Raw genomic sequence first — 12176 nt, 5'->3', positions numbered from 1 at the left:
ATTTTATTTTTTATGATTAAAATCCTGAGCTTAAACCTCTAATTATTCCTTTTGCTTCTAATGCTTTTCTTAATTGATCTGTGGAAACATTAACAACCACTCCTATTTTATATTCTTTTTTGCTAACTTTTAAACGGTCTCCAGGTGCTATATTACCATCTGCTGCTGCTGTAACATACTTTCTAAATTCGCCACCATCTTTAAAGAAATCTGCAAAAAATACAGCGTGCTCACTCTCTGCTCCTACGTCTGTAACTAATGGTTTAAACGAAGTACAACCATTACCTCCGCCAGAATATCCTTTAAAAACCATACCGTGTACAGCATTTTTCATTGCTTGCTCAATAGCAAACTTTGGGTTTTTAGAGTACGACCAAACTTTTACTAGCTTAGATCCTTGCTTTGCAATGCCTTCGCATTCCACATCATATCTCCACTCTTTAGTATCTCTATTTGCCTTTTTGCGTTGTGCGTTGGCATTAAAGCTAAAGCATACTAATAGTACTGCTATTACGCCAATTTTTGATATAAATTTATTCATTGTATTGCGTTTAATTAATTTGTCTAATTAACATTCCTGAGTAGTAATTTTTACCACCTTTAAATAAAGTATATTCTTTTGCATCTTTAGGTGCATCAGTTTCTTCACCAGCTAAGAAACGGTTGTCCCAAATCTGTTTTTTATCAACCTTAATAATACCTTGTCTTTTGTAAAATGTTTTTCCGTTTTTATCTATAGTTTGTTCTAAAACTTCGTACTTATCACCAGCTTCTAGGCCTTCTTTTAGTCCAATTTTAGCAGCTAAAGGATCTCCACTTTGTAAAGGTGTCTTAGTTCTAAACACTTCGTATTTTCTTTGCAATTTTGCAATTACAGCATCAACAGCTTTAACTGTTGCAACTGCAACTAATTGTTCTTCACTTTTTCTAGTAAAAGATGTTGCTTGTAAATCTGCCCAAGCTACTTCTGTACCAACTAATTCTAACTTAAAAATATCAGATTCTTCAAAAGCAACTTTTTTTGCTTGATCTATATCAGAATCATCATTCCAATAGTCATTGTAAAAAATAGCTGCAGTCTCTTCGTCCCAAACCAATTTGTATAGGTTAGATGTTGTTTTAATTACATATCCTTTACCAGCAACATCAAGAGTTTTATTTGCAATTTTATTACCTAAACCACTATTACCGGTTAAGCTAGATGCAAATCCTAATCCTGCTTTTGCTTTTTCTGCTACTTCTTCTTTACTTATATAGTCAAAATCGTTAACTACAACAAAAGTGGTTTTAATAAGCTCTTCACCAGCATCTGCTAATAAAGCCAAACCTCTTTCACTGCTTTTAGCAATCTTTACATCTAAGTCTGTAGCATTATAAGATCCTCTTTCAGAAATAAGATCCATATTAAATCCGCCTTTTGCACTTCTATTAAACCATTTAGCTACAACTGCTTTTGCAATGTTATTTTTTGAAAAGTATTCTTGAATAGCAATTTTTTGAGCTGCCTTGATTTCTTCTTTAGAAGATGAAGAATCGTAAGTCTTAGGCATTGTTCTTAAATCGATGTTGTGGTTATTAAACTTTTCCGGTATATCTGCCGAGATAAAAGCTTCTTCAATAACATCTGCATATTTTCTATCTTCATCTGTAACCATAACAGTAAACAGAGAGCTTCTTCTATACACTACGTCAGTTTTTTCCTGAGCATAGCTTCCAAAAGTACTTACAGATACTAATAAGCATAGTATTGTTTTTTTCATAGGTAATTATTTAAATTAATAGTTTGTTGTTTAAAGCATTTCTATATATGATGTAAATATAGAATGGAGGGCTAGAAGATTATAAGACGCATATATATTCGTATCTCTTTAATCTTTATTCGTAATGCTTTTTAACTTATTAAATAATTGAAGTGTACTATTGTAATTTTAAGGAAGTATAATATTGGGTATTGTAGGTGAGGTATATAAAAATAAAAAGCCCATCAATAAATTGATGGGCTTTTAAAAAACTTGAAATATATAATTAGATAACTTTTACGTTTACTGCATTTAATCCTTTGTTTCCTTCTTGTAAATCAAATTCAACTTCGTCACCTTCGCGAATCTCATCTACTAATCCTGAAATGTGTACAAAATGATCTTTGTCTACTCCTTCTTCAGTTATAAATCCGAATCCTTTTGTGTCGTTGAAAAATTTTACTGTTCCTTTACTCATAATAATATTGTAATTAATAATTTGATAATAAGATTACAAAGATAGTGCCAAATAAACTAGAAAGACTACATAATAGTTGCTTAAGTTAAAAACAAAACACTTTTAATTTATAACACACTAAAAATCAATACTTTAAAAAATATTTAATTTTACTAATTACACTTCTTCATATTATTTAAATAAAAGAGTATAAACAAGTTACATGTCTAATTCCTCATCATAACCAGGCAACTCCAGCGCTTTTACAGATTGTATGGCATTTCCGGCAATACCTTTAATAGAACCATACATATCTATAGTATTGGTTACAACCTTATCTATTTGCTTCTCTCTTTGTTTCCAAATTCGTTGCATAGAACGCTTTTCACTTTCTAAATCAGATTTCATTTGTGTAAACCCTTCTACAATAGCTTCAATCTGCATTCTAAATGTATTACTGGTAAGGTAATCATAAAGCAAATCCATTTTATCGCCTTTGTTCTCTTGGGTCATTATAGCATTGTTTACCTGCACAATGCCTTCTCTTAACACAGTACACAATCCTTTAAATTCTTCGTAATTACAAATCCAGATTCCGTCTTTTAAGCCCATTCGGTCCATATCAGACGGCATAACTTCTGTAACTAGAACTCCAATATTTGCCCCTCTATCTCTAATATCTGCTTTAAACTTCTCTATCCAACTTGGCTGAAAATCCTTGGTTCTTTTACTCTCATAGTAAATAGTACCACAATTCTGCTCTGTTCTAGTATGTACAATTTGTATACAATCTCCGCCTCTAGCTCCTTTTTTTATTTCTTCTATAGTATCTAATGGAAATTGTGATGCTAGCCACTCCTCTATTGCCAATTCTTGTACTTCTCCTTGCAACTGCATAGAACCTTGCTCTTGCTTACGTTTCATTTCTTCAGTAAGCTTTTTCTGGTCTTCTAACTGTTTTTGCATTTCTTTAAAACGCAATTCGTTTTTATCTTCTTCAGATTTTTTAATCTTCTCTTTTTCAGAAATAAGAATTTCATTTAATTTTTTCTGAGCATCTGCTTCTGCTGCATCCTTTAGCTCAGACTTTTCTCTCTTTAGCTTCTCTATTTCCGCTTTAGATTTGTTTAGTTCTTTTACTTGTTCAGATTTTTCGTTCAATTCCTTTTGCAAGGCACTAAACTGTTCAGACTGCTCTTCCTTTAATTTTAGCTTTAATTTAGCTTCTATTTCCTTTTTATCTGCTTTAAGCTGATTTTCTAATCGTTCTTGAAACAATTCATTTTCTTGTCTTTTCTTTTGCTCAAAAACTATTTTCTCTTGTTTCAGTTTCTCTTGCTCTCCTTGGTATTTTCTTTTCTCTTCTGCTATTTGAGACTGATATTTTTGTTTTATTTCTTCTTCTAGTTGATGCGATAAAATGTCTTGAACATCTATTGATGTACCACAATTAGGGCATTTAATCTGATTTTCGTTCTTCATATTATGGAATTCTATTCTGCTTGAAAAAGTGTAACTTATTACTATGTAGTAAAACTATAAAATACTTTTATTAAATATATTTATATGTGCGTATAATATTAAATAAATTATGTCACTATTTAAAGTAAGCATATAAAGTTACCACCTTTAATACCATTTAGATTACGGATATCTGTATTCTATACTAAACTAAAAACCCAATCTTCTAATTTTAAAGATTGGGTTTCTTGTATAACAACAAATACTATTCTAATAGCTTACTATTCTTGCTTTAAGTATTTTTCAGGGAATAATATACGTGATAAATTCATATATCTAGAATCAAAAAAGAAGCTAGATTTTGTTTCTCTAATAGCTATCATTTCATAAGATTTACTATAACTATAAGTTTTTGTATATATTTTCAGCTGTTTGCTTTGGTCCTTCTTATTTGCTATAAAAAATGAATTTCCGTTCCCTGTTATATAATAATCACTTACTACATTAGGTTCTGCCACATAAGGAGTTAAATCCCAAGAATCGTCCCAAATATCACTACTGTAAGATTCTGTAGACTCTACATATGTATTGTATATAGTTGGTAATTGTTTTGTAACAACTTCATCTATAAAATCAAGATTATTCTCATCTGTATTGGGTTGTACTTTGGCTTTTTTAAGTATTTCGTATTTGTCATTATAAAAAGTATAATACCCTTTATTTTTGATAACAAAACCAACAGCGTCTCCACTTTTATTTATCATTTCTACATCACTATCTCCGTATTCTAAATTAGTCAAAGGAGTTAGTTTTTTATCATTCTTAGCAAGTATCATTTTATAATTTCCTAAAGAAAGTTTTATAATACTATTTGTTTTGTTTCCATTTATATCATGCAATTGAACTATTGTTGCATAATCATATTTTCTAGAAAGCTGAATGGTATCGTTTGTATCAAAATTTATTAAAACTGAGTTTTTATCATTGGTGAATAAATAATAAGTCTGGTTTTCTAAATTTAAAGTTGCCTTAAAATGCCCAGGTGATTTAAATTTTTCTCCTGTTTTTAAATTAAATAAATCTTTACCATCAAACTCGGCATAAGTAAAGTCATTAAATAACTTTAGCCTTTCATAATTAGGTGCTTCTATTTCATTAGCTAAAGAATCTACAATTCCCCATTTACCTTTGTACTGAAACGGTACTATTTCTCTATAATCTTGAGCTTGTGAACTAATACTAAAAATAAGTACTAATAAGCCAATGTATTTTTTCATCTTTAAATTATTTATGATTCTTGTTAATAGTGTTTTTCTATTTATAGTCATTTTTATTCTACTAATAAAAAATGTGCTACCCTTTTTTTAGGTTTTTACTCGGTATTTTAATTTCAAAAGGAACTTCTGTTATATAATCATCTGTAGAATATTTCCAATCATAAGGTTTATGCCTAATAATTATTGTTTTAGGTTTAGTTTTAAAATTTATAATTACGTGATTCTCTTGATCTGACTCTAACACGTAATAAGGTATTGATGTTTGCAAGTCTTCATTTGTAAATGCATATAAAAAGAATTGCCCTAAAGAGTTATCTACTTCTACATCTAAAGAATTAGTACTCTTATCATAACTATATGTTTTAGGTAGTTTATCTAACGTATAAACTTTTTCTTCAATTTTTTGCCTACTTACACTTATTGTGCCTCTTACTTTTGTATATGAAATAGTATCGTCTTGAATCTCAAACGTTCTACTTTGTATATTTTCTGGATTTCCTATTAAAAAACCATTGTAATAACTTTCCATTCTATTAACTTCTATAGAATCGTTACCTTCTGTCTTTATATATAGATCTGTTACATAAATTTTATTAAGATTGTCATAATTAGAAGGTAATGAAGTATATAAATTGTATTTATTGTCCTGGTTTAAAGCCACAAAACGTGTTTTTAATTCCTTTTTTATAATAGAATTAGTTAAAAGTTCTAATTTTTTATATACTGGTTTTTCAATGTATTTATCTTCCTTTAAAACGGTGCTAGCAAGCACTTCATTTACTACTGGTTTTAAATTTAAAACTTCCTTTTTTCCCTTATTTGAACGAAGAAAAAAGTTTAACTTATCAATTTTACCCATACCTCTAAGGTTAACTACATACAGCGGATTATACTTATGGTTTGGATCTTTACTTTCTTCTTTATACCTATCTCTTAAATTATAATAAGATTGTAATAACTCTGGATAAGGCATATCATTATTTCTGTACCATAAATAATGTCTAAAATCTATAATACTCCCATCACTTTTAATGGTTTTTCCTTTTTCGTCTGTAACACTAATACTTAACCTATCAAAAGTAACTTTTAATGTATCGTTTTTAAGCCCAGTAAAACGACCTTTTTTATTTGGTTTTTTATAATTACCATCACTAAATAAATTATTTTTATAACCTATTGGTTCCTCTGCAGTGTCTCCTCTATTTGTACGTTTACCGTATGTATAAGAATAATCGTTAGTTTTTGCTGTATTTTCTAATACTAAAGTTGCTGCATCATTTCTTACATCCAATACCGTAATATTTAAACCATCTTTTATAAATTTAGTACCAACATCTTCTTTTGTTAAAGAAAACTTTTCGTAACTATCTGGGTTAAAAACAGAGAATTCTACATGTACAGTATCTTCTACAACATCTTTAAAAACTACTTGATGCGGGTATTGTAAAGGGTTACTAATGTTAGAGTAGCTGTAATTTAGGGTAGAATTATCATCTTTCTGAATTGTAAAGTTCTGTTGTAATTCTTTTTCTAATTTTTTAATATCAAAAATACTATCATAAAAAACAGGTTCTTCTTCATAAAAACTCTGTAAATCTAAATTATAATAGTAATTAGAACCTCCATACGTATTTTCTAGTTCTGCAAACTCTAAAAATACTTTTTGCTGTTCTGTTAGCTCCTTTTTGCACGAAAAAAAAGATGAAAAAACAACGATTATGGCACTCAAATAAATAAACTTTTTCATTCTATGATACACTTTAATGTGGTAACCAAAAATAGACCAATTTATTATAGAGATATATAGTGCATATATATTTGAGTAGTCTCAATCTATATTCGTTGTAATTATAATTTTTAATTGACGCCAAAAAAGCAGTAATGCTTATCTTTGCAGGCTTAATTACTAGGATTAAAAGGTTTGGACCAGATAAAAGCATACTTAGATCAAATAGCAACAATTTCTAATGAAGATTGGGAGTTTTTTACGTCTAAATTACAGCGTCGTGTAATTGCTAAAAAGACTGTTTTTTTAAAGGTTAATGAAATAGAAAATCATATCTCTTTTATAGAAACTGGCGTGGTGCGTTTGTTTATACCTAAAGAAAATCCGGATAAAGAAATTACGTTTGGTTTTAGTTTTGACAATCAGTTTGTTAGTGCATACGATTCTTTTTTAACGCAGCAACCATCTGCATACGAGCTACAGGCACTTTCTAAAACTACCCTTTTAAGTATTACTTATAACGATTTACAAGAGGTTTACGCCAAAACACAAATAGGCAATTTTATAGGTAGGTTAACAGCAGAACGTTTATTTTTATTAAAATCTAAGCGAGAACAGAATTTATTAAACCTTACCGCAGAAGAACGTTACCTTAAATTATTTAAGGAAAGACCAGAACTTTTAAAGATAATTCCATTAAAGTACATAAGTTCTTACATTGGCATAACGGCACAAGCTCTTAGTCGTATAAGAAAGCGCCTATAAGCCCATTTTTATTGACTTAGGTTCATTGTTTTTAGATAAACAGCAGTCTACCTTTGTAAAAAAAAAGAGTTATGGCAGTAGTCATTTTTGTTATAGTACTATGGTACGGAGGTTTATTTTTTCAATCTTTCTTTTTACACAGGTACGCAGCACACCAAGTATTTACAATGTCCAAAACTATGGAGCGTATTACGTTTGTATTAACTTGGATTTTTCAAGGTTCTAGTTATTTAAGTGCCTATGGTTATGGCGTTATGCACCGTATGCACCATGCATATACAGATACAGAAAAAGATCCACATTCACCATCTCATGATGCCAATTTATTTGCTATGATGTGGCGTACAAAAACAGTATACCAAGATATAAATAAACAACGCATTGAAATAGACCAACGTTTTACTAAAAATGTGCCGCAATGGAAAGCTTTTGATGCCTTTGCGAGTTCTAGATTTTCTAGATTGCTTTGGATAACATTGTATATTCTGTTTTTCGCATACTTTACAACAGCAGTTTGGCAGTGGGCATTATTACCAATTGCTTTTTTAATGGCACCAATACACGGTGTTATTATTAACTGGTTTGGTCATATTTATGGCTACGTAAACTTTAAAATGAAAAACACCAGCAAAAATCTTTTTAGGTTCGATTTTTTAATGATGGGTGAAGGTTACCATAATAACCACCATAAATATGCTAGTAGAGCTAATTTTGGTGTAAAATGGTACGAGGTAGATGTTACCTACGTGATTATTAAAATACTAAATGCTGTTGGTGTTATTAAACTTAAGCCTATTACAGTTTCTAATAAATAGTTTTTATAGTTTTATGCAATACTTTTGTAGGTGTGTCTAAAACTAAACTTCTATTCTAAATTAGAAACATTTTGTCTATTCAAGTTATTTTTTTTGAAGAAACAATAAAATATAAAAGGAGGATAATTAGCGTATAATTATCCTCCTTTTTTTTGAACTAACCTAAACAAACCCAACTTAGTTCATATCTATAATACCAACAACCTCATAGGCTCTTGTTCCGTTTACTTGTACTTTTTCATACAATACATTAGCATACTCGTAATACGATTGTCCGTCTAAGGTTACCTTTTCATAATCGTCTGGTAACTCATACACAATAGTACCAACTTCTGGATCTACAACCTCATATTCATTGTTTACTTCTGAGTAAAAAATACCTTGTACATTAAAATAAGTGTGATTGTTAAAACGTACTCTTTTATAGTTTGTAGGCAATACTTTTATTCTAAATCCAACTTTTGGTGCAATTACAATATACCTACCTCTAGATTGTGTATAAAACCTATTATTAGCATAGTAATAATCTTGCCCTCTATGTTTTATAACTGTTCTATTAGGTACTGTTCTTACAGATACAACTTTCTTTTTAGGTGTTCTGTACGTTACTTTTGTACTTGGCACTCTTCTACTTGTTGTACTTCTTGTGGTTGTAGTTGTTACTACAGTTTTTTCTTTAGTAGTACGTTTTCTTTGTGCCGAAACTTGTGTTGTAAACGCCACCAAAAGAGTTATAGGTACTATGTATTTTTTAATTAATTTTTTCATAATTGATACATTTTAAGGTTAAACTTTATACTTTAATAAGACTCTATTTCTTATCAATAGTTTAAAAGTATACCCTAAAAAGGTCTTAAAAAAAGCAAATAGATAGATGCCTTAATTGTATCTACGAATACACAAATTACATAGAAGTAATAAAGTCTAAATGGAATTAATTAAAGCGAATTGTTTGTTATAAACTCTAAAAATCGAGGTTTGTACTGTTCAGAAACGGTAATACGTTGGTCGTTAATAATAATCTGACTACGTTCTATAACATCTATATTTTTTAAGGAAACAATAAAAGATCTATGAACACGCATAAAATTAGTTTCTGGCAACTCCTCTTCTAAAGACTTTAAACTCATAAGTGTTAAAACAGGTTTAGGATTGTCCTTTAACCATATCTTTATATAATCCTTTAAACCTTCAAAATACAAGACGTCTGCAAGTTTAATTCGCAATTGCTTGTACTCAGATTTTACAAAAAGGAATTCTTTTTCTTCTGAAACTATAGATTGTTTTTTTCCTTTTACTAACGAAAACCAAGTACTTGCTTTGTTTGCTGCTGCTAGAAATTCTGCATAATCAAAAGGTTTTAATAGATAATCTAAAGCCTCTACCTTAAAGCCTTCCAAAGCATACTCATCAAACGCAGTTGTAAATATTACACGTGTTTCTTTTGGTAGCATTTTAGAGAACTCTATGCCTGTTAAATCTGGCATTTGTATGTCTAAAAATAATAAATCTACAGGTTCGTTTTTAATACACTCCATAGCTTCAATTGCACTACTACACTTTTGCTTTAACTCTAGAAAAGGGGTTTTTTCAACATAGCTTTTTACTAAATTAAGCGCCATAGGTTCATCATCTACAATAACACAAGTAATTTTTATATTGCTCATAATCTAGTTGGTTTCAATTTCTAAATGAGATACAAAATGGTTGTTCTCTAGAGTTGTTTTAAAGTTGTATTTCTTTGGATACAGTAACTCTAAGCGCTTTTCTATATTAGGAAGTCCTATTCCAGAGCCACTTTTATCATCTATCTTTTTAGGGAAATCATCATTTTTTATTGTAAAATATACCGTCTTTTCTTTACAAATCATTTCTATATTAATTGTACTCTTTTTACTTGCAGATACACCGTGTTTAAAAGCATTTTCAATTAATGAAATAAATAATAAAGGTGCTATTTTAATACCTGTTTCTTCTGCTGGAAAACTATAATTTACAACTGTTTTATCAGATACACGAAGTTTCATTAACTCTATGTATTTTTTTAAAAAATCTATTTCTTTAGACAACGATATCAATTCTACATTAGTTTCATACAACATATAACGCATTAGTTTACTTAAACTATGTATAGATGTTTTTGCCTGTTCTGGAGAAATATCTACCAAAGCATAAATGTTATTTAAAGAATTAAAAAAGAAATGTGGTTGTAGCTGATAATGTAAATGTTGCAACTCTGATTTTAATTTAAAATTAGCAGCTTCTTTACGCTCTGCTTCTGTTTTTGCCCATCTTTTTGTAGATTTTATAGCTATTGAAAATAACAAAGGTGCCATATAGGACAGTACTTGTATATAGATTCCCATTTTAAAAGTTGGTCCAGATCTAACACTGTCCTTAGAGCGTTTTTTAATAATATCTTGAAAAAAATTATCTTCTATATATTCTTTTAAAAACAGAAAAAAAGCAATAATAATTACATTTATAGTAATAAACAATACCATTTTCTTTGGAAAAAAACATTGATCTATTAATACAAAATAATTGAGGTAAAAGATAATAGCTGAGAACACTAGCGGTATCCAAAAGCGTGCTAAAACTCTATTAACTTCTTGTTCTTGACCATAAGACAATAAGTAAGGCATACTAAATAAAAGTAACCAAACTAGTATATGCGATAAGACTGTTATTTTTCTGTTTTTATACATAATTATTATTCGTAACGTAAAGCGGTTATTGGATCTAATGCAGATGCTTTACGAGCAGGATACCATCCAAAAAAGATTCCTGTTACAGCACACACTACAAAAGAAATTACAATAGAATACATTGCAACGCTTGTAGGCCAATTTAAGAATTTTTCTATAAAGACGGTTGCTCCTAAGCCTAAGATTACACCTAAAATTCCGCCAGTAATACTAATTAAAATAGCTTCTATTAAAAATTGCATTAAAATATCAGATCCTTTACCTCCTACTGCCATACGTAAGCCAATTTCTTTGGTGCGTTCTTTTACAGAAACATACATAATATTCATAATTCCAATTCCGCCAATTAATAAAGAGATACTAGCTACTGCAACTAATAATATAGTAAGCATTTCGCTTGTAGAACTAAAGGTTGAAATTAATTCTTCCATAGAACGTACTGTAAAATCATCTGTATCAGTATCTGTTAATTTGTGTTGTTCTCTTAAAATTTCAGAAACTTCTAAAACAGCATTTGGCGCATCTTCCTCACTGATAGCAGATGACATAATCTGATTTAAATGATCGATAGCTAAAATACGTTTTTGCACCGTTGTATATGGCGCAATAAATACATCGTCCTGATCTTGACCAAAGGTGTTTTCTCCTTTTTCCTCTAAAACACCAATTACTTTAAAAGGAATGTTATTAAAACGAATCATTTGCCCTACGGGATCTTGACCATCAGGAAAAACATTTTCTACAACAGTCTGTCCAATTACAGCAACTTTAGCTGCCGTTTGCACTTCTGTATCTGTAAACATACTACCGCTTTGTAAGCCCACAACTTTAATATTTAAGTATTCTGGGTTTACCCCATATATAGATGACGGCCAGTTGTTAGAACCGTTTATAACCTGACCTCTACCATCTACCACTGGCGAACTATAACTTAACAATGTAGATTGTGCTTTAATTGCTTCATAATCACTTAAAGTCAGCGATTCCATAACACTTGCTTCTTGCCTTACACCTCCCCGAACATCTGCTCCTGCTTTTATAGTTATCATATTAGAACCCATACTAGAAATAGTAGTACGTATACTTTCTTTAGAGCCCTCGCCAATAGCTAACATTGCAATAACAGAGGCTACACCTATAATAATCCCAAGCATCGTTAATAAGGTTCTTGTTTTATTAAGAATGATGGCTTTTGTAGCGATTTTAAATAAATTTAATAGTCTCATAA

12 protein-coding genes are annotated in these 12176 nt (G+C 30.0%); 2 read left to right on the top strand and 10 right to left on the bottom strand.

Features of this window, described 5'->3' with window-relative positions; genetic code table 11:
* Window positions 1-16 precede the first annotated feature (16 nt).
* The 6 genes from BT107_RS02645 to BT107_RS02620 form a co-directional block, all read right to left on the bottom strand.
* On the bottom strand, window positions 17-541 hold the full coding sequence (locus BT107_RS02645; RefSeq protein ID WP_072302201.1) for a hypothetical protein: 525 nt from the start codon (window positions 539-541) through the stop codon (window positions 17-19).
* A gap of 10 nt (window positions 542-551) precedes the next feature.
* Window positions 552-1760: a hypothetical protein gene (locus tag BT107_RS02640; RefSeq protein ID WP_072302200.1), complete on the bottom strand. Its 1209-nt coding sequence runs from the start codon at window positions 1758-1760 to the stop codon at window positions 552-554.
* A 265-nt stretch (window positions 1761-2025) separates the two neighbouring features.
* Window positions 2026-2217: a cold-shock protein gene (locus tag BT107_RS02635; RefSeq protein ID WP_072302199.1), complete on the bottom strand. Its 192-nt coding sequence runs from the start codon at window positions 2215-2217 to the stop codon at window positions 2026-2028.
* A 198-nt stretch (window positions 2218-2415) separates the two neighbouring features.
* Window positions 2416-3678 carry a DUF2130 domain-containing protein gene (locus BT107_RS02630; RefSeq protein WP_072302198.1) on the bottom strand — a complete coding sequence of 421 codons (1263 nt, stop codon included), beginning with the start codon at window positions 3676-3678 and terminating at the stop codon, window positions 2416-2418.
* Between the two features lie 260 nt (window positions 3679-3938).
* Window positions 3939-4934 carry a hypothetical protein gene (locus tag BT107_RS02625; protein ID WP_072302197.1) on the bottom strand — a complete coding sequence of 332 codons (996 nt, stop codon included), beginning with the start codon at window positions 4932-4934 and terminating at the stop codon, window positions 3939-3941.
* A gap of 76 nt (window positions 4935-5010) precedes the next feature.
* Entirely contained in the window at window positions 5011-6681 is a 1671-nt protein-coding gene (locus BT107_RS02620) for a hypothetical protein (RefSeq protein ID WP_072302196.1), read from the bottom strand.
* A gap of 174 nt (window positions 6682-6855) precedes the next feature.
* Between BT107_RS02620 and BT107_RS02615 the strand changes: the two genes are divergently transcribed.
* Together BT107_RS02615 and BT107_RS02610 are read left to right on the top strand one after the other, a co-directional pair.
* Window positions 6856-7425, top strand: coding sequence for a Crp/Fnr family transcriptional regulator (locus BT107_RS02615; RefSeq protein ID WP_072302195.1), 570 nt, complete (start codon window positions 6856-6858; stop codon window positions 7423-7425).
* A gap of 71 nt (window positions 7426-7496) precedes the next feature.
* Entirely contained in the window at window positions 7497-8240 is a 744-nt protein-coding gene (locus BT107_RS02610; RefSeq protein WP_072302194.1) for an acyl-CoA desaturase, read from the top strand.
* Between the two features lie 177 nt (window positions 8241-8417).
* Here the strand turns inward: BT107_RS02610 and BT107_RS02605 are convergent, their stop codons facing one another.
* The 4 genes from BT107_RS02605 to BT107_RS02590 form a co-directional block, all read right to left on the bottom strand.
* Window positions 8418-9008, bottom strand: a complete 591-nt coding sequence (locus BT107_RS02605) for a DUF6515 family protein (protein ID WP_072302193.1) — start codon at window positions 9006-9008, stop codon at window positions 8418-8420.
* Between the two features lie 170 nt (window positions 9009-9178).
* The gene (locus BT107_RS02600; protein WP_211435259.1) at window positions 9179-9907 is read right to left on the bottom strand and encodes a LytR/AlgR family response regulator transcription factor; all 729 of its coding nucleotides are present in this window, start codon (window positions 9905-9907) and stop codon (window positions 9179-9181) included.
* 3 nt (window positions 9908-9910) lie between these two features.
* On the bottom strand, window positions 9911-10948 hold the full coding sequence (locus BT107_RS02595; RefSeq protein WP_072302192.1) for a sensor histidine kinase: 1038 nt from the start codon (window positions 10946-10948) through the stop codon (window positions 9911-9913).
* Between the two features lie 5 nt (window positions 10949-10953).
* Window positions 10954-12174 carry an ABC transporter permease gene (locus tag BT107_RS02590; RefSeq protein WP_072302191.1) on the bottom strand — a complete coding sequence of 407 codons (1221 nt, stop codon included), beginning with the start codon at window positions 12172-12174 and terminating at the stop codon, window positions 10954-10956.
* Window positions 12175-12176 lie beyond the last annotated feature (2 nt).

The organism is Cellulophaga fucicola, from assembly GCF_900119145.1.
In the GTDB taxonomy this organism is placed as follows: Bacteria; Bacteroidota; Bacteroidia; order Flavobacteriales; family Flavobacteriaceae; genus Cellulophaga; species Cellulophaga fucicola.
This window is presented reverse-complemented; position numbering and strand designations above follow the sequence as displayed.

Coding starts and splice junctions, on each gene's coding strand:
- BT107_RS02645 (WP_072302201.1), bottom strand. CDS start 541: ATGAATAAATTTATATCAAAAATTGGCGTAATAGCAGTACTATTAGTA.
- BT107_RS02640 (WP_072302200.1), bottom strand. CDS start 1,760: ATGAAAAAAACAATACTATGCTTATTAGTATCTGTAAGTACTTTTGGA.
- BT107_RS02635 (WP_072302199.1), bottom strand. CDS start 2,217: ATGAGTAAAGGAACAGTAAAATTTTTCAACGACACAAAAGGATTCGGA.
- BT107_RS02630 (WP_072302198.1), bottom strand. CDS start 3,678: ATGAAGAACGAAAATCAGATTAAATGCCCTAATTGTGGTACATCAATA.
- BT107_RS02625 (WP_072302197.1), bottom strand. CDS start 4,934: ATGAAAAAATACATTGGCTTATTAGTACTTATTTTTAGTATTAGTTCA.
- BT107_RS02620 (WP_072302196.1), bottom strand. CDS start 6,681: ATGAAAAAGTTTATTTATTTGAGTGCCATAATCGTTGTTTTTTCATCT.
- BT107_RS02610 (WP_072302194.1), top strand. CDS start 7,497: ATGGCAGTAGTCATTTTTGTTATAGTACTATGGTACGGAGGTTTATTT.
- BT107_RS02605 (WP_072302193.1), bottom strand. CDS start 9,008: ATGAAAAAATTAATTAAAAAATACATAGTACCTATAACTCTTTTGGTG.
- BT107_RS02600 (WP_211435259.1), bottom strand. CDS start 9,907: ATGAGCAATATAAAAATTACTTGTGTTATTGTAGATGATGAACCTATG.
- BT107_RS02595 (WP_072302192.1), bottom strand. CDS start 10,948: ATGTATAAAAACAGAAAAATAACAGTCTTATCGCATATACTAGTTTGG.
- BT107_RS02590 (WP_072302191.1), bottom strand. CDS start 12,174: ATGAGACTATTAAATTTATTTAAAATCGCTACAAAAGCCATCATTCTT.